Consider the following 22,949-nt stretch of genomic DNA (forward strand, 5'->3'; position numbering starts at 1 on the left):
GAAGCTCCACGCGCAGCCATCGTTCATGACCTTGCTTCCCACGTATCCCGCTCTCGCCTGGCCGCTTTCCGACGGCCCCGATCCTTTCATCGGCCTCGAATCGCTCGACGATCCCGCCGTGCAGGACTGGATCGACGCCCAGAACCGCCGCACCGAAGCCGCCTTCGGCGAAACGCCCGAAGCGCGCGCCCTGGCCGCGCGGCTCGAAGCGGCGTACACCTCGCAGGACCGGATCGTGACCTGCTCTCGCTACGGCGACTGGGCCTACAACACGTGGCAGGACGACGCGCATCCGCTCGGCATCGTGCGCCGCACGCCGTGGAGCGCGTGGCTCGCCGGGACGCCCGACTGGGACATCGTGCTGGATGTCGACGCGCTCGATCTCAACACGAACGAAGCCGACGGCACGCGCTGGGCGCTCGCCGATTTCGACATGCTCTACCCGACCTACGATCGCGCGCTCGTGAGCCTGTCGCCGGGCGGCTCGGACGCGTGCATCGTGCGGGAATTCGATATCGCCGCGCGCCGCTTCATCGACGATGGCTTCGTGCTGCCGGATGTCGGCAAGCACGATGTATCGTGGATCGATCGCGATACGGTCTACGTCGGCTGGGACGACAGCCGGACGAACGCGCGCCCCGTGCTGACCACGTCCGGCTTTCCGCGTCAGGCGCGGCGCTGGGCGCGTGGCACGCCGCTCGCCGATGCGCCGGTCGTGTTCGAAGGCAAGCGGCGCGACGTATCGGCGGGCGCGGACTACGATCCGCTCGAGAAGCTGCATCTCGCCTCGCGCGCCGTCACGTTCTGGGACACGCTGCATTACTGGCTCGACGAAAGCGCGAACGAATGGCGTCAGTACGACCTCCCGGCGCACGCGGAAATCGAGCATTGGGAGGGCTGGCTGTTCGTCACGCCGCGCAAGATGTGGACGACGGGCGGACGGCGGCACGCGGCGGGTTCGCTGCTCGTCATCCGGCGCGATGCGTTTCTCGACGGTGCGCGCGACTTCACCGCGCTTTTCGTGCCGGGCGCGCGGCGCGTGCTGGCGGGCATCGACTTCACGAAGCACTGGCTGATCGCCTCGCAGATGGACGACGGCGCTCCGCGCGTCACGCTCTGGCGCCCGCCCGCCGATGCCGCGCCGGGCGCGGAATGGGCACCGCGCGAATTCGCGTTGCCGGAGGCGAGCCAGTCGTATGTCGATTCCATCGATAGCGAGCAGGACGACACGGTACTGATCCACGTCGAGCATTTTCTGACGCCGCCGTCGCTCTATCACGCCGACCTCGCCACCGATGCGCCGTGGACGCTGCTCGCGCGCCTGCCCGCGCAATTCGACGCGTCCGGGCTGTCGGCCGTGCGCCGTCACGCGATCGCGCCCGACGGCGAGCGCATTCCGTACTGGCTGATCGGCCGCGATGTCGACGGAGAACGGTCATCGCAGCCGCGCCCCTGCTTGCTTTACGGTTACGGCGGCTTCGAAGTCGCGCTCGATCCGAGCTACGACGCGACGACAGGCATCGCGTGGCTGGAACGCGGCGGCCTGTACGCGGTGGCAAATATCCGCGGCGGCGGCGAGTTCGGCCCGCAATGGCATCAGGCTGCGCTGCGCGAGAACCGGCAGGTGTCGTTCGACGATTTCATCGCGGTCGCGCAGGCGCTCGTCGAGAGCGGCTTCACGAGCGCGAAACAGCTTGGCATACGCGGCGCGAGCAACGGCGGGCTGCTGACGGGCGTCTGCATGGTGCAGCGCCCGGAATGCTTCGGCGCGGTGCTGTCGGAAGTGCCGCTGCTCGACATGACGCGCTTTCATACGCTGCTTCAGGGCGCATCGTGGATCGACGAGTACGGCGATCCCGACGATGCCGCCGACCTCCGTCATCTCGTCGCGTATTCGCCGTATCACAACGTCAGCGCGGATGCGGGGTATCCGCCGGCGCTCTTCACGTCATCGAAAAGCGATGACCGCGTGCATCCCGGCCACGCCCGCAAGATGGCGGCGAAGATGCAGGCGCAGGGACACGAACGCGTCTGGTATCAGGAAACAGGTGAAGGCGGACACGGCGCGGGCGTCGAGCCTGAAGCGGTCGCGCAGGCCGAGGCGGCGGCGTTCGCTTTTCTCGCGTCGGCGATCGGGCCGTTGCCGTCTCGGAATTGAGTTACGTCGACGAAACAACGGTATCGCTCGCGAGTAGCGTCGAATCCTTGCGATTCGAAATCGTTCAATATAGGCGGCCGGGCAGGCGGCTTATGGTTCATACACTCCTCGCTGCATCGGCGAGTCGCCTTCCCAAAAAAGCGGCGAGCCAGTGAACCGGTACGTGTACAGCACCAGTTCGTCCAGCCGGGAGTGATACGAAGTACTGACTTATTCGACCGAAGCAAACCGGTCGGAAACACCTCTGACCTAGCAAGTACCGATCCAATACAGGAAGAGACGCCCATTGCCCGCACCGAAGCGACCGAGGATTCACCTCTGAGCCGGATGAATGACTGGATTTAGACCGCATGCGACGCCCTGACCTCTTCGACCTCGCATCGCGCGAGGTTTTTTCGCCCGCGCGCGTCGCAACGATTGTCAGACGCGTACCGGCGCGGCGTGCGAGCGCATCACGAGCGTGCGCCCCGCGAACGTGAGCACGCCGCACACGCCGATGACGATGCCCATGCCATGCGGCGAGACATCGTGGAAGAGGCCGACCGCGAGACTCGCCAGCGCGCCGAGCGCGAGCTGCATCGCGCCGAAAACGGCCGCCGCCGCGCCCGCGTTGCGCGGATAGCGATGCATGAGTTCAGTCGTGCAGTTCGCCGATAGCAGACCCACCACGCCGACCACGAAAAACAGGCTCGCGACGATCGACCACAGCCCGCCCCAGCCCGTCAGCGCGACGAGCGCCACCACGAGCGCCGCCGCGACGCTGACGATCGCCGCGCCCGAAATCATCCTGATCGGACCGACGCGCCCGACGAGCTTCGTATTCAGCACATTGCCGGCGATGATGCCGACGATATTCAGCCCGAACAGCAGCCCATAATGCTGCGGCTTCACGTGAAAGTAATCGATATAGACGAACGGCGTCGCGGTGATATACGCGAACATCGACGCGAACGCCATGCCGCCGCACAGCACATGGCCCCAGGTGACGGGATCGGTCAGCAGATGCCCGTAGGCCGCGAACGACTTGCCGAGCGCCGCGTTCGCCCGCTTTTCCTTCGGCCAGGTTTCGGGCACGCGCAGGAACGCGGTCACGGCGCACACCGCGCCGAACAGCGTCAACGCGACAAACACGACGCGCCAGCCGCCGAGCAGCAGCAATTGCCCGCCGATGAGCGGCGCGAGCAGCGGTCCGATCGACGTGACGATGGAGAGCATCGACAGCACGCGGGCGGCATCGGTCGGCTGATGCGCGTCACGGGCGATGGCGCGCGCCAGCACCGACGCCGCGCCTGCACCGAGCGCCTGCAGGAAGCGCACGAAGACGAGCGCGTCGATGGAGAATGCCGCCGCACAGCCGACGCTTGCCAGCGCGTAAAGCGCGATCCCGCCGAGCAGAACGGGCCGCCGGCCATAGGCATCGGACAGCGGACCATAGAGCAGCATGCCGAACGAGAAGCCGAACATGAAGCTCGTCAGCGTGGTTTGCGCGGCGGCCGGGCTCGTGCCGAACGCGGCGGCGAGCGACGGCAGGCTCGGCAGGTACATGTCGATGGACAGCGGGCCGCACGCTGCAAGCGCGCCGAGCAACAGAATCAGCCGGCGATCGGGCCGGCGACGAGTGGTGTCTGACATCGGGTGCGCTGGAAAAGGACGAAGCGCTTCGTGGCCTTTCAGCCTCGAAGGCGAGCGGCCCATTGTACGCGACCCTCTTTTTCGGCGTTGCGTTAAGCTCGGCGCATGACCGCCTTTCTTCTGATCTGGAGCCCGCGCAAATGGCCGTGGCCCGAGTTGCCCGATGTCGCTCGCCGCGTCGCAGCGGGCGAAGCGGTCGCCGATGTCTGGGGCTGCGGCACCGCACGCGGCCTCCTGCCGGGCGACCGCGTGTTCGTGCATCGCGTGGCGCAGGAGCCGAAGGGCGTGTTCGCGTCCGGCTATGTGACGCGCGCGCCTTATGAAGTCCCCGATGCGCAGTCGAAGCGCGGCTACCGGCTGTGCATCGACTTCGTGTACGACTGGCTCGTCGATGCGCGCGAGCATGTCGTCGTCACGCGCGACGAGTTGCGCGCTCATCCCTTCTCCGTGCAGACGTGGGATGCGCAAAGTTCAGGCACCCTCATCAAGCCGATGGCCGAAGGCGCGCTCGAAAAGCTCTGGAGCGCGCGCACGGGACGGCGCGGGCGTCCTCATGCGGCACCTCTTCCCTCCGGCGATGCGGGCCGATGACGGCCGCCGCCCCCACGCCCGACCCCGCCCGCTTGCAACGACTCCGGTACAATTTCAGCAACAATTGTCGCGCCGGACGCAGGGCATCGGCCACGGGCGAACGCCCGGTTCCGCGCGGCTCGCATCCACTTTCAGCAGGCCTTCATCCATGTCCAAGAATCAAGCTCTCTTCGAACGGGCCCAGCTAACCATCCCCGGCGGCGTCAATTCGCCGGTGCGGGCGTTCCGGTCGGTCGGCGGCACGCCGCGCTTCATCGAGCGTGCGCAGGGCCCGTATTTCTGGGACGCGGATGGCAAGCGCTATATCGACTACATCGGCTCCTGGGGCCCGATGATTCTCGGCCACGTTCATCCCGAAGTGCTCGAAGCGGTGCAGCGCGTGCTCGCCGACGGCTTCTCGTTCGGCGCGCCGACCGAGGCGGAAATCGAGATTGCGGAGGAGATCTGCAAGCTGGTGCCGTCGATCGAACAGGTGCGGATGGTGTCTTCCGGCACCGAAGCGACGATGAGCGCGCTGCGCCTTGCGCGCGGTTTTACGAACCGCAGCCGCATCGTCAAGTTCGAGGGTTGCTATCACGGCCACGCGGACAGCCTGCTCGTGAAGGCCGGCTCGGGCCTGCTGACGTTTGGCAATCCGACTTCGGCCGGCGTGCCGGCCGACATCGCGAAGCACACGACGGTGCTCGAATACAACAACGTCGAGCAGCTCAACGAAGCGTTCGCTGCGTTCGGCGCGGAGATCGCGTCGGTCATCGTCGAGCCGGTCGCGGGGAACATGAACCTGGTGCGCGCGACGCCCGAGTTCCTGAACGCGCTGCGCGAGCGCTGCAATGAGTACGGCGCAGTGCTGATCTTCGACGAAGTGATGTGCGGCTTTCGCGTCGCGCTCGGCGGTGCGCAGCAGGTCTACGGCATCCAGCCTGACCTCACGTGCCTCGGCAAGGTCATCGGCGGCGGCATGCCGGCGGCGGCCTTCGGCGGGCGGCGCGACATCATGGCCCATCTCGCGCCGCTGGGCGGCGTCTATCAGGCGGGCACGCTGTCGGGCAACCCGATCGCCGTGGCGGCTGGCCTCAAGACGCTGCAGCTGATCCAGCGCCCCGGCTTCTACGACGACCTCGCGAAACAGACGCGCAAGCTCGTCGACGGCCTCGTCGCCGCCGCGCGCAACGCGAACGTGCCCTTCTCCGCCGATTCGATCGGCGGCATGTTCGGCCTCTACTTCATGGACACGGTGCCGGGCAGCTTCGCGGAGATCGCGCACGGCGACACGAAGCGCTTCAACGCGTTCTTCCACGCGATGCTCGATGCCGGCGTGTACTTTGCGCCGTCCGCGTTCGAAGCGGGCTTCGTGTCGAGCGCCCACGACGACGCCGTGATCGCCGCGACGATCGACGCCGCGAGCGGCGCGTTCGCGTCGGTCGCGGCCTAGCCCCGCCGCACGGACCGGCGCGATGTTCTCGCAATCCGACTTCACCTACATGGAGCGCGCGCTCGCGCTCGCGTCGCGCGGCATGTACACGACGACGCCGAATCCGCGCGTCGGCTGCGTGCTCGTCAAGAACGGCGAAGTGATCGGCATGGGCTTCACGCAGCCGGCCGGCCAGGATCACGCCGAAGTGCGCGCGCTGAAAGACGCCCGCTCGCGCGGCAAGGACCCGCGCGGCGCAACCGCCTACGTGACGCTCGAACCGTGCAGCCATTTCGGCCGCACGCCCCCGTGCGCGCATGCGCTGATCGACGCGCGCGTCGAGAAAGTGATCGCCGCGATGGAAGATCCGAACCCGGCCGTCTCCGGACGCGGTCTCACGATGTTGCGCGACGCGGGCATCGACGTGCGCTGCGGGCTGCTCGCCAACGAGGCCTACGAGATGAACATCGGCTTCGTCTCGCGGATGACGCGGCGCCGTCCGTGGGTGCGCATGAAGGTTGCGGCGACGCTCGACGGGCGCACCGGTCTGCCATCGGGTGAAAGCCAGTGGATCACGGGCGAGGACGCACGCGCCGATGGCCACGCCTGGCGTGCCCGCGCCTGCGCGATCCTGACGGGCATCGGCACGGTGCGCGAGGACGATCCGCAACTCACCGTGCGCGCGGTCGACACGCCGCGCCAGCCGCAGCGCGTCCTGATCGACAGCCGGCTCGACGTGCCGCTCGAGGCGCGCATCCTCGAAGGCGCGCCGCCGTGGATCTTCCATGCCGCCGATGCCGATCCCGCCCGCGCCGATGCGCTGCGCGAGCGAGGCGCGGAACTTACCGAATTGTCGAACGAGCACGGCAAGGTCGATCTTCCCGCGATGCTCACCGCGCTCGCCGATCGCGGCATCAACGAGTTGCATGTGGAAGCGGGGCACAAGCTGAACGGCTCGCTGCTGCGCGAGGGCTGCGTCGACGAACTGCTGATCTATCTCGCGCCGAGCCTGCTCGGCAGCGCGCCCGGCATGTTCGACTTTGCGCCGCCCGACACGCTAGATGCGCGGCCGCATCTGAAGTTTCATCGCATCGACCGGCTCGGCGATGATCTGCGCATTCTCGCGCGGTTCGCCGGGGCGCATGCCGCGAGCGAAACGCGCTGAATCTGACCGAACAAAGGAACGCACTTCATGTTTACAGGAATCGTCTCGGCGGTGGGCCGCATCGAGAAAGTCACGCCGCTCGGAACGGAGCCGGAAGCGGGCGTCCGCCTGACGGTCGCTGCGGGCGGGCTCGATCTCGCGGACGTCGAGCTGGGCGACAGCATCGCCATTCAGGGCGCATGCATGACGGTGATCGAGAAAGCGCCGGATTCGTTCGACGTCGATGTGTCGCGTGAAAGTCTGAACAAGACCGTTGGGCTCGGGAACGCCGGCGCGGAAGTGAATCTGGAGAAGGCGTTGCGCGCGCATGACCGGCTCGGCGGACATCTTGTGTCCGGTCACGTCGACGGGCTCGGTGTCGTGTCGCGCTTCGAGCGTGTGGGCGAATCGCACGAGTTGCGCGTCGTCGCGCCGAAGGACATCGGCAAGTATCTGGCCTATAAGGGCTCGGTGACGGTGAACGGCGTCAGTCTCACGGTCAACTCGGTCAGCGATCAGGCAGACGGCTGCGAGTTCTCGATCAACCTGATCCCGCATACCGTGGAGGTCACCACGCTCAAGGCGCTGCACGCCGGAGCGAAGGTCAATCTGGAAATCGATCTGATCGCGCGGTATGTCGAGCGGATGATGAGCGGGGCGTGACGGCGGCGGGTTCCTCGGCGTTTGGAGTTGCGGATTTCTTTGGTGTACCGGATCGACGCGAGCAGCACCGTCGCTCAAGAGTCGATAGAGCGCACGTAGTCACGATCACGAGCTTGCGCCGTTCAATCCGCCGCGTCGCGCGTTCCGTTTCTTCGCTCAGTTCGTCGTACGCCCGCAAAGCGTCCTACGTGTGCGAGCAGTGTTCTGGAACAGGCGGCAACAATCGCCGGAAATCGCTGGAGCGGAGGCCAGGCTTTCGCGGCGAATGCGTCGCCCATGCGCTCAATGCTGCGCGGCTGGTTTTGCCGCCAGCCACGCTCGGGATTCGCGAATCCGACCTTGAATGCCAACAAGATTCGGACAGTCGCGCGCTTGAGTGCATCATTCGTCGTCCGCGCGTTTCCTCTGCGGCCGGTTTTTCTCGCGCGCTTCGCGTCGTGCACGCAGACGTCCGGGCAATTTACCGGCGTCTTGGATGCGTTTTCCACCCTGCCACCGGCCTTCTCAGCGTCCCCGTGACAATAGCGAATGAACACGCGCCCGCTCCGCCCGGTGGTGCTCTTCCAGCTTTTCGGTGCTAATCAGCGCGCGACTCACCCCGCGTTCTTCCCGATGACCTCGTCCGCGCCCTTCCGCACTTCATCGATGAGTTCCGACAGTTCCTCGCGCCTGCGCAAGCGAGATGACTTCGTCTGCGTGAAAGCCATTCCCGCTCGGCAGTGTGTACTGTGCGCACGCTTCGAAATCGGCAGGAATTCGGATCGTCGCAAACATCCCGCCAGCGCAACAGTCGGCCAACCGTCATAAGCCAACTCGCCCACCCCGCCCGCCGCGATTTCACCGCCTGTCCATCGACCGTGGCGTAAAATACGCCCTTTCCCAAACGCACCCATCGGGACGCACCATGTCGATCGCCTCCACTCCAGAAATCATCGCCGAGCTGAAAGCCGGGCGCATGGTGATCCTCGTCGACGAAGAAGACCGCGAGAACGAAGGCGATCTGATCGTGGCCGCCGACTTCATCACGCCCGAAGCCATCAATTTCATGGCCCGCTACGGCCGCGGCCTCATCTGCCTGACGCTCACGCAGGAACGCTGCAAGCAACTGAACCTGCCGCTGATGACGCAGCGCAACGGCACCCAATACGGCACCGCTTTCACGGTCAGCATCGAAGCCGCCGAAGGCGTGACCACCGGCATTTCGGCAGCCGACCGGGCGCGCACGATCGCAGCAGCCTGCGCGCCGGATGCCCGCGCCGATCACATCGTTCAGCCGGGTCACGTGTTCCCGATCATGGCGCAGCCCGGCGGCGTGCTCGTTCGCGCCGGACACACGGAAGCGGGCTGCGATCTCGCGTCGCTCGCGGGCTTGTCGCCGGCGTCGGTCATCTGCGAAGTCATTCGCGACGACGGCGAAATGGCGCGTCTGCCCGATCTGATCGAATTTGGCGAACAGCACGGCATCAAGATCGGCACCATCGCGGACCTGATCCACTATCGCAGCCGCACCGAATCGATCATCGAGAGAGTCAGCGAGCGCACGATGCAGACCGCGCACGGCCCGTTCCGCGCCGTGCTGTATCGCGACGAGCCGAGCGGTTCGCCGCATATTGCGCTGGTGCGCGGCACGCCGTCGCCCGATACGGAAACGCCCGTGCGCGTGCACGAACCGCTGTCCGTGCTCGACCTGCTCGAAATCGACGCGTCCACGCACTCGTGGACCATCGACGCCGCGATGCGCGAAATCGCCGCCCGCGATCTGGGCGCGATCGTCATGCTGAATTGCGGCGACACGAAAGATCATCTCGTCGACGCCTTCCGCGCGCTCGACGAGAGCGACAAGGCCGCGAAGCAGGCGCGCCGGCCGATCGACTTCAAGACCTACGGCATCGGCGCGCAGATTCTGCGCGACCTGGGCGTCGGCAAGATGCAGGTGCTCGCGACGCCGCGCAAGCTCGGCAGCATGTCGGGTTACGGGCTCGAAGTAACGGGTTTCGTTCCGATGCCCGGATCGCCCGCCACGGCAGCGAACGCCGCCGGTGCAGCCGACGCGGCTGTCCCGCATCTTCGCTCGGCCTGAACGCCCACCCTATTCCAAACCAACGGATCTCTACATGGAAATCGGACAATATCAGCCGAATCTCGACGGCGACGGCCTGCGCATCGGCATCGTCCAGTCGCGATTCAACGAACCCGTGTGCAACGGCCTCGCCGATGCGTGCATCGAAGAACTCGAACGCCTCGGCGTGATCGGCCAGGACGTGCTGCTCGTCACCGTTCCCGGCGCGCTCGAAATCCCGCTCGCGCTGCAAAAGCTCGCTGAATCCGGCCAGTTCGACGCGCTGATCGCGCTCGGCGCAGTCGTGCGCGGCGAGACATATCACTTCGAGCTCGTATCGAACGAAAGCGGCTCGGGCATTTCGCGCATCGCACTCGACTTCGGCATTCCGGTGGCGAACGCCGTGCTGACGACCGAAGACGACGAGCAAGCCGTCGCCCGCATGACCGAAAAAGGCCGCGATGCGGCGCGCGTCGCGGTCGAGATGGCGAATCTGTCGGTCGCGCTCGAACAGCTCGGCGGCGACGATGAAGACGACGAAGATGAAGACGAAGACGAGGACCGCGCATGAAGAGCGCACGACGCCGCTCGCGTGAACTCGCGACGCAAGGGCTTTACCAATGGCTGCTGTCGGGCGCGCCCGGCGGCGAAATCGACGCGCAGTTGCGCAACGCGCAGGGCTTCGACAAGGCTGACCACGCGCACCTGGACGCCATCCTGCACGGCGTGATCAAGGAAGCCGACGCGCTCTCCGCGCAGTTGCAGCCGTGTCTCGACCGGCCGATCGAACAGTTGTCGCCGGTGGAGCGCGCAGTGCTGCTCGTCGCCGCCTTCGAGTTCAAGCATCACATCGACATTCCGTATCGCGTGGTGATCAACGAGGCGGTCGAACTGACGAAGACCTTCGGCGGCTCGGACGGCTATAAGTACGTGAACGGCGTGCTGGACAAGCTCGCCGTCGCGATGCGCCCGGCCGAAGCGCAGGCGCGCCGATGAACAACGTGTCCGAGCCGCTCGTGCGGCTCGCGTCGCGCGTCGACGCGATCGAGCCGTTCTACGTAATGGAACTGATGAAGGACGCGCAGGCGCTGGAACGCACCGGGCGCGACATCATCCATATGGGCATCGGCGAGCCGGATTTCACGGCGCCCGAACCCGTCACGCGGGCCGCCGCCGATGCGCTGCACCGCGGCGTCACGCAGTACACGAACGCGCTCGGCGTCACGGCGCTGCGGGAAGCCATCGCCGCGCATTATCGCGATGCGTTCGGCCTGACGGTCGATCCGGCGCGCATCGTGGTGACGGCGGGCGCGTCGGCGGCGCTGCTGCTCGCGTGCATGGCGCTCGTCGATCACGGCGACGAAGTGCTGATGCCCGATCCCTGCTATCCGTGCAACCGCCATTTCGTGTCGGCGGCGGATGGCAAGCCGGTGCTGATCCCGAGCGGCCCGGCCGAGCGCTTCCAGTTGACGGCCGAGCAGGTTCGGGCGAACTGGAGCGACAGGACGCGCGGCGTGCTGCTGGCGTCGCCGTCGAATCCGACCGGGACGTCGATCGAGCCGGGCGAACTGAGCCGTATTGTCGATACAGTGCGCGAACGCGGCGGCTTCACGATCGTCGACGAGATCTATCAGGGCCTGAGCTACGACGCGAAACCGGTGTCGGCGCTCTCGTTCGGCGATGACGTCGTCACCGTCAACAGCTTTTCCAAGTACTTCAGCATGACGGGCTGGCGGCTCGGCTGGCTCGTCGTGCCGCACGCAATGATCGGCGCCGTCGAGAAGCTCTCCCAGAACCTGTTCATCTGCGCGTCGGCGCTGGCGCAGCATGCCGCGCTCGCGTGCTTCGAGCCGGAGACGATCGCGATCTACGAGGCGCGGCGGCTCGAGTTCAAGCGGCGGCGCGACTACATCGTGCCGGCGTTGCGCTCGCTCGGCTTCGGCGTCCCGGTGGTGCCCGACGGCGCGTTCTACGTCTATGCCGACACCAACGGCGTGCATCACCCCGCCGCCGGCGACAGCGGAGCCCTCACCCGGTCGATGCTGCACGACGCGGGCGTCGTGCTCGTGCCGGGCGCGGATTTCGGCGTTCATGCGCCGGAACGCTACATCCGGCTGTCGTATGCGACGGCGTATGCGAAGCTCGAAGAAGCCGTGGCGCGGCTCGGCGACTTGTTCAGACGCTGATGGCGGCTGTCGCGGGACCATGAAAAAGGGCGCCCTCGGGCGCCCTTTCTTCGTTCTGACTGATACGACCTGCCGATCAGGCGCCGTATTCCGCCGACGGAACGTGCTTCGCTTCGCCGATGTCGCCGCCGTCCTGAGCGTCGGCCTTCTTCGGTGCATCCATCGTCATGTGGACGCGCTTGGCCGCATCATCCGTCGCCGAGGCCGATGCCGACGCCAGCACCTGCTTCGGCGCAGCCTGGACAGGCGCCTGAGGCCCGTTGACCGGCACGTTGCGGCCACGCGCGACATCGCGCAGACGCGAACGCTCGGCCAGTACCTTCGCGCCGTAACCGCCGTCGTCCTGCGACGTCGAACCGACGTAGTAACGCAAGCCGCCCGCCACCGAACCGCCGCGTGCGATGCAATCCTTCAGCACCAGCGCGCCAACCTTGATGTTCGCGAGGGGATCGAGCGCCGCGTGCGAGCCGCCAAAGTACTGGAACTTATCGGAGTGCACCTTCGACATGACCTGCATCAGGCCCTGCGCGCCGACGCCGCTTTCGGCGTACGGATTGAAGCCCGATTCGATCGCCATCACGGACAGCAGCAGCAGCGGGTCGAGACCGACTTCGCGGCCCGTATCGAACGCCGCACGCACGAGTTCGCTCACCGGCTCCTGCGCCACGCGATACCGCCGCGCGATGAAGGTGGCGACGAGCTTCTGCTCGCGCGTCGAGACGAGCGCGCGGTCGTCGCGGGCATCGGCGACGACGCGCTGCGCCGGAATGGCGTTGGCCAGCACGGCGACGGAAGGCATCGTGCGCGGATCGAGTCCGTTCGGGGACACGGCGAGGCTGATGCCGCCGGTCAACTGGCGCGTGCTTTCGTCGTCGGTTGCAGCCGCGCCGAGCGACGGCGCGAGCGGCGACGGTGCGGCGGACGCGCCGGCATTCGCGGCGATCCGGATGGACGAGCCGTCATTGCCCGGCTGCCGATGCACCGCCGAGAACGGCGGCAACGGCTGACCGGCGAGCAGACGCGCGGGTCCCGCCTGGACCGCTGCGGACACGAAAGGCATGATCCGTGCGGCGAAGGTCGTGCGCCACGATGGCAGCAGCCAGAGCGCGAGCGCCGTGACGACAGCCGCGCAGCCGACCAGACTGAAAAGATAGTGACTCATTCGGCTGCCACGACGCAGCGCGGCGCGCATTACCTGCGCGGCGCGAGTGTCGGGACGCCATGTCAACCAAGCGTTCATCGATGCTCCCAATGTTGCATGATTTATGCTGATGATTGCCGGCAAGCCAGGAAATCGAAGCGTAAATCAGACACCGCTCGCTCTTGGCAAGGCATAAGCGGCATCGGGGAAACGGCATGCGCCGTCTGGAAAACCGATCCGGCAAGTGACGCCGGGTTGCGCGGCACGAACAGCGTGCCCTTGGTGCGCAGGTGGCTTTCCACGCGAAAACCGGCGCAGAAACGCCGGCCAGTGACAACCAACAGCCATGAATCGCCGGGCAGGTACGGCGCAGGCGACGCACAGCGTCTGAAGAAAACCTGAGGCAGAGGTAAAAAGTTTCAAAACCTGCAACTGATGCGAAGCGATTCTAGCAGGGTTTAATGATCCGTCAATGCTATAGCTTTGTGTTTCAATTACTTACAGTTATTATGAACACTGTTTAGGAGCGGCAACGCACACCAAGCGGGCGGTTTCGACGGGAATTTGCTGAATGTCTCCCAGCGCACGGACGCACGCGCAGGTAAAATCGACAATCGCCAAGCGCGCAGCCGTCCCGCTCCCCGGCTTCTCTGGTAGCGGCCTCGAGTCTTCAATCGACCATCGATGAAATATAAAGATCTGCGCGACTTCACCGCCCGCCTCGAAGCGCTCGGTGAACTGCGCCGCATCCGCCAGCCTGTCTCCCCCATCCTCGAAATCACCGAACTTTCCGATCGCGTTCTGCGCTCAGGCGGCCCGGCCTTGCTGTTCGAAGCGCCGGCTGGTCACACGATGCCGGTGCTCGCCAATCTGTTCGGCACGACGCGGCGCGTGGCGCTCGGCATGGGTATCGAAACGCAGACGACGGCAGGCGCCAACGCGGAACTCGGCAGCGATACCGCCGCGCTCGATTCCCTGCGCGACGTCGGCCGTCTGCTGTCCGCGCTCAAGGAGCCGGAGCCGCCGCGCGGCCTGAAGGACGCCGGCAAGCTGCTGTCGCTCGCGAAAGCCGTGTGGGACATGGCGCCAAAATCCGTGAGTTCGCCACCTTGTCAGGAAATCGTGTGGGAAGGCAGCGATGTCGATCTGGCGCGCCTGCCGATCCAGACCTGCTGGCCTGGCGACGCGGGACCGCTGCTCACCTGGGGCCTCACGGTGACGCGCGGGCCGAACAAGCCGCGTCAGAATCTCGGCATCTACCGTCAGCAACTGATCGGGCGCAACAAGCTGATCATGCGATGGCTCGCGCATCGCGGCGGCGCGCTCGACTTCCGCGAGTTCGCGCTTGCGAATCCGGGCAAGCCGTACCCGGTGGCGGTCGTGCTCGGCGCCGATCCCGCAACGATCCTCGGCGCGGTCACGCCCGTGCCCGATACGCTCTCGGAATACCAGTTCGCCGGTCTGCTGCGCGGCTCGCGCACCGAACTGGCGAAGTGTCTGACGCCGGGCGTCGATACGTTGCAGGTGCCGGCGCGCGCGGAGATCGTGCTGGAAGGCTTCATCTATCCGCAGGAAGGCGCATTGCCTCCCGCGCCGGAAGGCGCACCGCCGCGTCCGGCCACCGGCGCCGCCGCGCGCTACGAGCACGCGCTCGAAGGGCCGTATGGCGATCACACCGGCTACTACAACGAGCAGGAGTGGTTTCCGGTCTTCACGGTCGAGAAGATCACGATGCGGCGCGACGCGCTCTTCCATTCGACGTACACCGGCAAGCCGCCCGACGAACCCGCCGTGCTCGGCGTCGCGCTGAACGAAGTCTTCGTGCCGCTGCTGCAGAAGCAGTTCCCCGAGATCACCGACTTCTACTTGCCGCCCGAAGGCTGCAGCTATCGCATGGCCATCGTGCAGATGAGGAAGAGCTACGCCGGCCATGCGAAGCGCGTGATGCTGGGCGTCTGGAGCTTCCTGCGACAGTTCATGTATACGAAGTTCATCGTCGTGGTGGATGAAGACGTCAACGTGCGCGACTGGAAGGAAGTCATCTGGGCGATCACCACGCGCGTCGATCCCACGCGCGACACGGTCATGGTCGACAACACGCCGATCGACTATCTCGACTTCGCATCGCCGGTGGCGGGCCTCGGATCGAAGATGGGACTCGACGCCACCAACAAGTGGCCCGGCGAAACGCATCGCGAATGGGGGCGGCCGATCGTGATGGATGCCGCCGTCAAGCGGCGCGTCGATGCGCTGTGGACCGAAATCGGTCTCGACGATGCGGGGAGCAACGCATGATCGCGGCGACGCTCTATCGTGGAAACGCCATCGAGAACACGCATCGGGCGCACGTCGCTGTCGTCGATGCAAATGGCGACGTGCTGCATGCGTTCGGCGATCCGCATCGCATGACGCTGCCGCGCTCGGCCGCCAAACCGGCGCAGGCCCTTGCGATCATGGAGACGGGCGCGCTCGAGCGCTTCGCTTTCGACGACGCCGATCTCGCGTTGATGTGCGGCTCGCACAGCAGCGAGCCGCGCCACATCGACCGCGCCCGCGCGATGCTCGCCAAGGCCGACGTGCACGAAGCCGATCTGCGCTGCGGCGGCCATCCGCCGATTTCCGACGCCGTCTATAAGGACTGGATTCGGCGCGACTTCACGCCGACGCCCGTGTGCAGCAACTGCTCGGGCAAGCACGCCGGCATGCTCGCCGCCGCCCGCGCGATGAACGCGCCGCTCGACGGCTACCACTTGAGCGCGCACCCGCTGCAAGCCCACGTGAAGCAGACGGTGGCGCAGGCGGTCGATTTGCCCTCCGATGAAGTCCAATGGGCCATCGACGGCTGCAATCTGCCGACGCCCGCCTTCCCGCTCGACCGGCTGGCGCGGCTCTACATGAAGATCGCCGCCGCGCCGGACGAATCGCCGCTCGGGCGCATCCATCGTGCGATGACGACGTATCCCGAACTCGTCTCCGGCGAGGGCCGCTTTTGCGAGCGGCTCATGCGCGCGTTCGGCGGCGCGGTCGTCGGCAAGACCGGCGCGGATGCGAGCTATGCGATCGGAGTGAAGCGTGCGGAAGGCGCGCTCGGTATCGCGGTGAAGGTGGAGGACGGCAACCTCGCCGTCATGCACGCGATCGTCGCCCACGTGCTGCATCTGCTCGGCATCGGCACGCCGGAACAACGCGCGGCGCTCGACGACTTCCGCCATCCGGCGATGCGCAACACCATGGGCGTCGAAACCGGACGGCTCGACGTGACACTGACACTGACCGGGCAGCGATGATGCATTCCTGGTCGTTGATGTCCGACGGGTTCTTCCTGTCGCTGTCGCTGTGTCTGGATATCGGTATCGCGAACGTCGCGATCATCTCGCTCGCGCTGTCGCACGGCTTCAAGCCCGGACTCGTGCTCGGACTCGGCACGTGCTTCGGCGATCTGCTCTATGCGGCGCTCGCGCTCGCCGGCATGTCGGCGTTGCTGCAGTTCGAAGCCGTGCGATGGGTCGTGTGGATCGGCGGCGGCATCGTGCTGCTGATGCTCACCTGGAAGATGGCGCGCGAGGCGCTGAAGCCCGAGACCGCGCCGCCCGTCGCCGGCGAAGCGGACCCGCACGCGCCGCGTCAGAGCCACCTGAAAAGCTTCCTGCGCGGATGCCTGCTCGCGGTATCGTCGCCGAGCGCGATTCTCTGGTTTGCGGCGGTCGGCGGCGCGCTGATCGCGAAGGCCGGCGCGACGAGCACGGTAAGCGCATCCGTCTTCCTGCTCGGCTTCTTCTGCGGCGGGCTCGGCTGGACCATCTTCATCTGCACGCTCGCGAGCCACGGCCGCAAGCGCGCCGGCACGCGCCTGCTGCGCGCGTGCCACGTGCTGTCGGCGGTGCTGTTCGCTTACTTCTCGTATAGCGTGATCGTCGACGGCTACCGAGATCTCATCGTCCACGCGGCATCGTGACGATCGCGCTTACGCGATGAACTGCGCGAGCCGCGCCAGATCGACGTTGCCGCCGCTCACGATCACGCCGACGCGCTTGCCCTCCACCGGCACGATCTTCTGAAGCACCGCCGCCGCCGCAAGGCAGCCGGTCGGCTCGACGACCATCTTCATCCGCTGCGCGAAGAAGCGCAGCGTGTCGATGAGCTGCGCATCGCTCACGGTGACGATGCGGTCGACATGCTTCTGGATGATCGGAAAGTTGTATTCGCCGACATGCGTCGACGCCGCGCCATCGGCGATGGTGCGCGGCACGTCGATATGCACGATCTCGCCGCGCGCGAGCGACTGCTGCGCGTCGTTGCCCGCTTCAGGCTCCACGCCGATCACCTTGCACGACGGCGACAAGGCCGCCGCCGCGAGCGCGCAACCGGCGATCAGCCCGCCGCCGCCGAGACACACGAACAGGTAATCGAGCGGCCCTGTTTCCTCGATCAATTCCTTGGCCGCCGTGCCCTGCCCCGCGATCACGTGCGGATGGTCGTACGGCGGAATCAGCGTCATGCCGCGCTCCTCGGCGAGCGCGCGGCCGATTTCCTCGCGATTCTGCGTGTAGCGGTCGTACGTGATGACTTCGCCGCCGTAGCCGCGCGTCGCTTCCATCTTGGCGGCGGGTGCGTCTTCCGGCATGACGATCGTCGCCCGGATGCCGGCCAGCTTCGCCGACAGCGCAATCGCCTGCGCGTGATTGCCCGATGAGTACGTGATTACGCCGGCCGCGCGCTGCGCGTCGTTGAAATGAGCGATGGAGTTATATGCGCCGCGAAACTTGAACGCGCCCATGCGCTGGAAGTTCTCGCACTTGAAGAACAACGACGCGCCCGCGATTTCGTCCGCCGTGCGGGACGTGAGGACGGGCGTGCGATGCGCAAAACCCTCGATGCGGCGGGCGGCATCGGCGACATCATCGAAAGTCGGAGAAGAAAGAGTGGGCATCGGACGGAGCGTGATGTGAAGGATCCACCATTCTCCGCAGTTCCGGTGCGAATCGGAATAGGCTGGGCGCGCCGTCCATAAAAAAACGCAAGTCCCGGACGGGACTTGCGTTATCGGTTCGCGCGGCGGCGATTACCTGTGATAGCCGCCATAACCACCATAGCCGCCATAGCCGTGGCGGTAATAGCCGTGCTGGCGCCAATACGGACGGCCATAAGGGCGGCCGTAGTATCCATACGGATAGCCGCCAACGACGACCGCAGGCGGCGGCCCATACACGACCGGCGGCGGGGGCGCCATATAAACGGGCGCGGCCGGGGCGACATAGACCGGCGCAGGCGGCGCCTGATAAACCGGATACGCCGGCACCCCGATGCCGACACCAATCGATACTCCGCCCGCTTGCGCCGCACCTGCCGCGCCGAGCGCGATCGCACCAACGACCAGAAGACCACTGAGCTTTTTCACTTTCTTTCTCCTCGCCGCTTCACCGGCCATCCGGCGCGCGACGTCACAGGATCAATTTTACGAAAAAACCGCGGGGGTGCTTAAACCATGTGTTGCAAATTGCAAGTTCTGACGCGCACTCCGGTGGAGCGCCAACCGCTATACGAGCGCGTTTCGCCGATGCGCACGCCCTGGCCGGGCGCTCGCTCCTGCTATCGAACGCGCACGCCTCCGAAGCGGGTAACGTCTCATTACAAATCAGCGTACGTAATTGAAAAGCCCCGCCGAACGCGCGGTTCGGCAGGGCTTTTAATGTTTTACGCTAACTCGATTATCGGTCTCAGCCGACTTTCACATAAGCGAATTCACGCGATACGTTCGGCGGGACGTAAGCCCCGCCAATGACGACACGCGGCGTCAAGCGCTTCTTTTGATCCCACCAGCGGCGGCGTTGAGCCTGACTCAAGAACCGCAGATGCTTTCGATAAGAGAAAATGCTCATGCGACCTCCGAACGTAGCGAATAAAAATCTTGAGGAAACGCATCCATTTATGACTTGCGATGGTTTCCCGTTGAATTCCGTCTTCTCTTAAGTATTTCGCGTCCTGTTCGACCATCAATGTACGCAAGGGAACCAAAACCCGCGATCGACGTGTGCTGAACCACATTTCAGCAGTAACCATGCCGATCACTAAAATCGATTTCTAATTGCGGGGCGGGTCTTGTGTCGTTTGCTGTCATCGTATCGTGGCACTTTTCGCTTTTTGAGACAGTATCGCTTTGACAACATCAGGGTTTTCCGATGATGCCAGCGCCCCACGCGCGTGCTTGCAGTCAGCTTTCACCGACTCATGGCACAATCGCTGCCGCCTGTTCGCGAACGCTCCCCAAGCGGCGCGCAAGCCATGTTAAGGTGACGTCCGGCGCCCCACCGGCATTGACGGTGGGCGGGGAACGCAAGCCGCCGGCCGGCGAGGACTTTGGCATGACATTCAGCTCAGAGAACGAACAATGAACAAGGTCAGCCTTCACGACTCGCACGGTCTCGCACATCGCATCGCCCGAGCACATCGGCTTCGCGCGCCCCGCTAGCGGCATCGCCCTTTCGCTTCTTTCTGGCTTTCTTTTGCTTTTCCGACCCCGGCGCGGCACGTATGCCGCGCATGTTTCCAAGAGGACCCGAGATGTTCGGCGATATCGCCCGTTTTCTGCTCAACACCGTTTTCACCCTCTTCGGCGCGGCGCTTTTGCTGCGGGCCTGGATGCAAGTCGTGCGCATGCCGCCATACAACCCGGTATCGAATGCCGTGATGCAGGCGACCAACTGGATCGTGCTGCCGCTGCGCAAGATTCTGCCGGGCGGGAAGATCGACTGGGCGAGCATTGTCGCGGCGTTTATCGCAGCGGCGGTCTATGTGACGCTGATGGTCGTGCTGGCGGGCGTCGATCCGACGCTCATGGCGCCCATGCTCTTGCTCGTCGCGGTGCTCACCGTCGTCAAGTGGGCGCTGAACCTCATCATCTGGATGACGATTCTGATGGCGCTGCTCTCGTGGCTCAATCCGCAATCGCCGGCGATGCCCCTGCTCTTTCAGATCACCGCGCCGTTTCTGGATCCGCTGCGGCGCATCCTGCCGCGCCTGGGCGGCATCGACCTGTCGCCGATCCTGCTGTTCGTGATCGTGCAGGTGTTGCTGATGGTGGTGACGCGCCTCGCCGTATCGATGACGCTCTTCGGCATCTGAGTCCGCCGCGCCGCCGCAATTGCGCGGCGGCGGTGCTTGCGCTTACAATAGCCGACTCACGCGGGCGTCGTATAATGGCTATTACCGTAGCTTCCCAAGCTACTGACGTGGGTTCGATTCCCATCGCCCGCTCCAGCATCACAGTGAAAGCCGCCTTCCGTCATCGAGGCGGCTTTTTAGTTTCCCGCGCAGCATCCCCGCATCCGCATTCAATCTCGCCATGAATCACGATTCCCAGGACGACGACAACGCCGCCGGTCAACCCGCAGAGAGCGTTGAATCGACGCTGCATCATCGCCGCATTCGCAGCTTCGTCACGCGTGCGGGCCGCGTGTCGCCGGGTCAGCAACGCGCGATCGACGAGCTCAGTCCGCGCTTCGTCGTGCCGTACACGCCCGAACTCGCCGATTGGGACGCCGTCTTCGGCCGCCACGCACCGCGCGTGCTGGAAATCGGCTTCGGGATGGGCGCGACGACGGCGGAAATTGCCGCCGCGCGTCCGGCCGACGACTTCATCGGCGTGGAAGTGCACGAGCCGGGCGTCGGCGCGCTGCTGAAGCTGATCGGCGAGCAGCAGCTCGGCAACATCCGCATCCTTCAGCACGATGCCGTCGAGGTGCTGGAACACATGATCGCGCCCGAGAGCCTCGACGGCGTGCACATCTATTTTCCCGATCCGTGGCACAAGGCGCGTCATCAGAAGCGCCGCCTGATTCAGCCGAAATTCGTGTCGCAGCTCGTCTCGCGGATAAAGCCGGGCGGCTATCTGCATCTCGCGACGGACTGGCAAAACTACGCCGAGCAGATGCTGGAAGTGCTGTCGGCCGAGCCGGCGCTTGAAAATACCGCCGACGGTTATGCGCCGCGGCCCGACTATCGCCCGGTGACGAAGTTCGAGCAGCGCGGATTGCGGCTCGGACATGGCGTCTGGGACCTGCTGTTCCGGCGCAAGTAACGCGTGCATCAACGAAAACGCCACGGCAAGCCGTGGCGTTTTCACATGCGCGGACGGGCGGCGAATCAGTCCGCCCAGCTCAGCCCGCCGCTATACCCGACGATCAGAATCAGCAACCCGAAGCCGATCCGATACCACGCGAACGCCGTGAAATCGTGCGACGCGACGTAGCGCAGCAGCCACCGCACGCAAATGAACGCGCTCACGAACGCCGCCACGAGGCCGATTGCGAACAGCCCGAGATCGTTGACGGTCAGCGTGCGCCAGTACTTCGCCATCTCATAGAGCGTCGCGCCGAAGATGATCGGAATGGCGAGGAAGAACGAAAACTCCGTCGCCGCGCGCCGGTCGAGACCAAACAGCATCCCGCCGATGATCGTCGCACCGGACCGCGACGTGCCCGGAATCAGCGCAAAGCATTGCGCGAGTCCGACCTTGAAGGCGTCGGCGTAAGTGAGATCGTCGACGGAATGCACGCGCGGCGGCACCGCGCGATCTCGCTGGCGCGCCTCCGCCCACAGAATGACGATACCGCCGACGATCAGCGCCACCGACACCGGCACCGGCGAGAACAACACCGCCTTGATCTTCTTCTCGAGAAGCAGCCCGAGCACGATGGCGGGAATGGTCGCGATGATCACGTTCACCGCGAAGCGCCGCGCGTCGGGCCGCGTCGGCAAGCCGCTCACGATGGAGCCGATCTTCGCGCGGTATTCCCAGCAGATCGCGAGAATCGCGCCGAACTGGATGACGACATCGAACGTCTTCGCCTGGGCGTCGGTGAAATTCAGCAGACTTCCCGCAACGATCAGGTGCCCGGTGCTCGAGACCGGCAGGAATTCGGTCAAGCCTTCTACAACGCCCAGAACGAGCGCCTTCAACATGAGAATCCAGTCCATCCGTCAGCCCTTGTTAGCTGTTTTCGCTGTTGGCGTGGAGCAAAGCGCGCGAAGATTTCGACTCACTTCTCGACGATCTGAACGCGTATGCCGTTTGAAAGGACTGTGATTGTACCGGGTTCGTAAGAAACACCGGCAAACTGCAATTCTTCGGGCTTGAAGGTGTAGATCGGATAGCGGTCGAGCAACTGTGCGGCGAGCAGCGCCCCGGCCGCTGCAATTTGTTGGTTGTACTGCGCGGCGTCGCCAGTCACCTGCGAGTCGTCAACTGTTGGCGACATGAGAATGACCGAGCGGCTCGGGGCATCGTAGGCGAGTTGCGTCGACAGCGTGAAGGCGCCGTTCACGGGATTCGGCATGAAAGGCGTGGAGAGCCGCGCATCGACATGCACCGTCACGCGATTGCGATCCGCCGCCATGCCGACGACCGGATTGCTTAGTACGACATCGAAGATCTGCCGCGCCGTGCGCTGCAGCGGAAACTTGCGCGCGACGGCTTCCTGCACCTGCTTTTGTGGAAACGTGTAGTGATCCGGAATAAACGGAAAGATGGATGCGGCCCGCGCCGCCGATGCTAACGCGCACACCGGCAAGGCGGCGAGCCCGGCCAGCACGATCCGGCGCCGACGCGGCGCGACGGGGTATGTCATGCGGGGTTTCCTCGATTCGATGTTGGAACGGAGCTTGGACAGGCGAACTTCATTGCGGTTGCGTCTCGACCTCGAGCCGCGCGAGCCATGCGATGGCGTACTCGCGCGTGTCGCCGCACATTTCCGCGGAAGGTTGCAGCCCGCCGCAGCAGCCTGGCCGGCGTGCATCGCCGAAGATCTTGCAGCGCAGGTCGCGGTCGAGCTGAACGCACGGCTCGCCCGCGCGCTTGCCGCCGGGCATGCCGGGAATCGCGCTCGTGATCGAAGGCGCGATGCAGCACGCGCCGCATCCTTCGCGGCAGGCGTGGGCTGAGGAAGACTGCAAGGGCATGGCGATA

The 22,949-nt window shown here is 65.4% G+C and carries 23 protein-coding genes and 1 tRNA gene; 15 read left to right on the forward strand and 9 right to left on the reverse strand.

The window, feature by feature from the left end; genetic code table 11:
* Positions 1-25: 25 nt before the first annotated feature.
* Positions 26-2,158, forward strand: a complete 2,133-nt coding sequence (locus tag AB6804_RS02970) for a prolyl oligopeptidase family protein (protein ID WP_370885159.1) — start codon at positions 26-28, stop codon at positions 2,156-2,158.
* Positions 2,159-2,578: 420 nt separating this feature from the next.
* Here AB6804_RS02970 and AB6804_RS02975 read toward each other — a convergent pair whose 3' ends face one another.
* Complete coding sequence (locus AB6804_RS02975; protein ID WP_370885160.1) at positions 2,579-3,790, reverse strand: Bcr/CflA family multidrug efflux MFS transporter; 1,212 nt, start codon at positions 3,788-3,790, stop codon at positions 2,579-2,581.
* A gap of 105 nt (positions 3,791-3,895) precedes the next feature.
* Here AB6804_RS02975 and AB6804_RS02980 point away from each other — a divergent pair, with 105 nt between their 5' ends.
* The 4 genes from AB6804_RS02980 (at position 3,896) to AB6804_RS02995 (ending at position 7,599) form a co-directional block, all read left to right on the forward strand.
* Positions 3,896-4,381 carry a hypothetical protein gene (locus AB6804_RS02980; protein WP_370885161.1) on the forward strand — a complete coding sequence of 162 codons (486 nt, stop codon included), beginning with the start codon at positions 3,896-3,898 and terminating at the stop codon, positions 4,379-4,381.
* A 148-nt stretch (positions 4,382-4,529) separates the two neighbouring features.
* Positions 4,530-5,813 (forward strand): glutamate-1-semialdehyde 2,1-aminomutase, encoded by a 1,284-nt coding sequence (gene hemL, locus AB6804_RS02985; protein ID WP_370885162.1) that lies wholly within the window; start codon positions 4,530-4,532, stop codon positions 5,811-5,813.
* A gap of 22 nt (positions 5,814-5,835) precedes the next feature.
* Entirely contained in the window at positions 5,836-6,957 is a 1,122-nt protein-coding gene (gene ribD, locus AB6804_RS02990; RefSeq protein ID WP_370885163.1) for a bifunctional diaminohydroxyphosphoribosylaminopyrimidine deaminase/5-amino-6-(5-phosphoribosylamino)uracil reductase RibD, read from the forward strand.
* Positions 6,958-6,984: 27 nt separating this feature from the next.
* Entirely contained in the window at positions 6,985-7,599 is a 615-nt protein-coding gene (locus tag AB6804_RS02995; protein ID WP_244793133.1) for a riboflavin synthase, read from the forward strand.
* Between the two features lie 122 nt (positions 7,600-7,721).
* On the opposite strand, the gene AB6804_RS03000 is transcribed toward AB6804_RS02995, so the two are convergent.
* Entirely contained in the window at positions 7,722-8,135 is a 414-nt protein-coding gene (locus tag AB6804_RS03000; protein WP_370885164.1) for a hypothetical protein, read from the reverse strand.
* A 368-nt stretch (positions 8,136-8,503) separates the two neighbouring features.
* Here AB6804_RS03000 and ribBA point away from each other — a divergent pair, with 368 nt between their 5' ends.
* The 4 genes from ribBA to AB6804_RS03020 are packed head-to-tail and all read left to right on the forward strand — an operon-like array spanning position 8,504 to position 11,844.
* Entirely contained in the window at positions 8,504-9,679 is a 1,176-nt protein-coding gene (gene ribBA, locus AB6804_RS03005; protein ID WP_370885165.1) for a bifunctional 3,4-dihydroxy-2-butanone-4-phosphate synthase/GTP cyclohydrolase II, read from the forward strand.
* Between the two features lie 34 nt (positions 9,680-9,713).
* Complete coding sequence (gene ribH / locus AB6804_RS03010) at positions 9,714-10,229, forward strand: 6,7-dimethyl-8-ribityllumazine synthase (protein ID WP_244793135.1); 516 nt, start codon at positions 9,714-9,716, stop codon at positions 10,227-10,229.
* On the forward strand, positions 10,226-10,654 hold the full coding sequence (gene nusB, locus AB6804_RS03015) for a transcription antitermination factor NusB (protein WP_035960659.1): 429 nt from the start codon (positions 10,226-10,228) through the stop codon (positions 10,652-10,654). Before ribH ends, nusB begins: the two co-directional genes overlap by 4 nt.
* Positions 10,651-11,844 carry a pyridoxal phosphate-dependent aminotransferase gene (locus AB6804_RS03020; protein ID WP_244793137.1) on the forward strand — a complete coding sequence of 398 codons (1,194 nt, stop codon included), beginning with the start codon at positions 10,651-10,653 and terminating at the stop codon, positions 11,842-11,844. Before nusB ends, AB6804_RS03020 begins: the two co-directional genes overlap by 4 nt.
* Positions 11,845-11,920: 76 nt before the next feature.
* Here the strand turns inward: AB6804_RS03020 and AB6804_RS03025 are convergent, their stop codons facing one another.
* Positions 11,921-13,084, reverse strand: a complete 1,164-nt coding sequence (locus AB6804_RS03025; protein WP_370885166.1) for a transglycosylase SLT domain-containing protein — start codon at positions 13,082-13,084, stop codon at positions 11,921-11,923.
* Between the two features lie 585 nt (positions 13,085-13,669).
* On the opposite strand from AB6804_RS03025, the gene AB6804_RS03030 reads away from it, so the two are divergent.
* Genes AB6804_RS03030 through AB6804_RS03040 form a run of 3 tightly spaced genes read left to right on the forward strand, consistent with a single transcriptional unit; the run spans position 13,670 to position 16,940 of the window.
* The gene (locus AB6804_RS03030; protein WP_370885167.1) at positions 13,670-15,280 is read left to right on the forward strand and encodes a UbiD family decarboxylase; all 1,611 of its coding nucleotides are present in this window, start codon (positions 13,670-13,672) and stop codon (positions 15,278-15,280) included.
* Positions 15,277-16,272 carry an asparaginase gene (locus AB6804_RS03035; RefSeq protein ID WP_370885168.1) on the forward strand — a complete coding sequence of 332 codons (996 nt, stop codon included), beginning with the start codon at positions 15,277-15,279 and terminating at the stop codon, positions 16,270-16,272. Before AB6804_RS03030 ends, AB6804_RS03035 begins: the two co-directional genes overlap by 4 nt.
* Positions 16,272-16,940: a LysE family translocator gene (locus AB6804_RS03040; protein ID WP_035961135.1), complete on the forward strand. Its 669-nt coding sequence runs from the start codon at positions 16,272-16,274 to the stop codon at positions 16,938-16,940. Before AB6804_RS03035 ends, AB6804_RS03040 begins: the two co-directional genes overlap by 1 nt.
* Before the next feature lie 9 nt (positions 16,941-16,949).
* Here AB6804_RS03040 and AB6804_RS03045 read toward each other — a convergent pair whose 3' ends face one another.
* The 3 genes from AB6804_RS03045 to AB6804_RS03055 all read right to left on the reverse strand — a co-directional run bounded on the left by AB6804_RS03045 (position 16,950) and on the right by AB6804_RS03055 (position 18,864).
* A complete protein-coding gene (locus tag AB6804_RS03045; protein WP_370885169.1) occupies positions 16,950-17,915 on the reverse strand; it encodes a threo-3-hydroxy-L-aspartate ammonia-lyase in 966 nt (321 codons plus the stop codon).
* A gap of 132 nt (positions 17,916-18,047) precedes the next feature.
* Positions 18,048-18,383, reverse strand: a complete 336-nt coding sequence (locus AB6804_RS03050; RefSeq protein ID WP_244793146.1) for a hypothetical protein — start codon at positions 18,381-18,383, stop codon at positions 18,048-18,050.
* Positions 18,384-18,702: 319 nt separating this feature from the next.
* Complete coding sequence (locus AB6804_RS03055) at positions 18,703-18,864, reverse strand: hypothetical protein (RefSeq protein ID WP_370885170.1); 162 nt, start codon at positions 18,862-18,864, stop codon at positions 18,703-18,705.
* Between the two features lie 682 nt (positions 18,865-19,546).
* Between AB6804_RS03055 and AB6804_RS03060 the strand changes: the two genes are divergently transcribed.
* The 3 genes from AB6804_RS03060 (at position 19,547) to trmB (ending at position 21,062) form a co-directional block, all read left to right on the forward strand.
* A complete protein-coding gene (locus tag AB6804_RS03060) occupies positions 19,547-20,107 on the forward strand; it encodes a YggT family protein (protein ID WP_035960642.1) in 561 nt (186 codons plus the stop codon).
* A 60-nt stretch (positions 20,108-20,167) separates the two neighbouring features.
* Positions 20,168-20,242, forward strand: a tRNA-Gly gene (locus tag AB6804_RS03065).
* A gap of 85 nt (positions 20,243-20,327) precedes the next feature.
* Positions 20,328-21,062: a tRNA (guanosine(46)-N7)-methyltransferase TrmB gene (trmB, locus tag AB6804_RS03070; RefSeq protein ID WP_370885171.1), complete on the forward strand. Its 735-nt coding sequence runs from the start codon at positions 20,328-20,330 to the stop codon at positions 21,060-21,062.
* Positions 21,063-21,127: 65 nt separating this feature from the next.
* Here trmB and AB6804_RS03075 read toward each other — a convergent pair whose 3' ends face one another.
* The 3 genes from AB6804_RS03075 to AB6804_RS03085 all read right to left on the reverse strand — a co-directional run bounded on the left by AB6804_RS03075 (position 21,128) and on the right by AB6804_RS03085 (position 22,942).
* Positions 21,128-21,961 carry an undecaprenyl-diphosphate phosphatase gene (locus AB6804_RS03075; protein WP_370885172.1) on the reverse strand — a complete coding sequence of 278 codons (834 nt, stop codon included), beginning with the start codon at positions 21,959-21,961 and terminating at the stop codon, positions 21,128-21,130.
* Between the two features lie 62 nt (positions 21,962-22,023).
* A complete protein-coding gene (locus AB6804_RS03080) occupies positions 22,024-22,611 on the reverse strand; it encodes a DUF1439 domain-containing protein (RefSeq protein ID WP_370885173.1) in 588 nt (195 codons plus the stop codon).
* Positions 22,612-22,660: 49 nt separating this feature from the next.
* Entirely contained in the window at positions 22,661-22,942 is a 282-nt protein-coding gene (locus AB6804_RS03085) for a YkgJ family cysteine cluster protein (RefSeq protein ID WP_370885410.1), read from the reverse strand.
* Positions 22,943-22,949: the final 7 nt, after the last annotated feature.

It is taken from the genome of Caballeronia sp. RCC_10, from assembly GCF_041360715.1.
Lineage (GTDB): Bacteria > Pseudomonadota > Gammaproteobacteria > Burkholderiales > Burkholderiaceae > Caballeronia > Caballeronia grimmiae.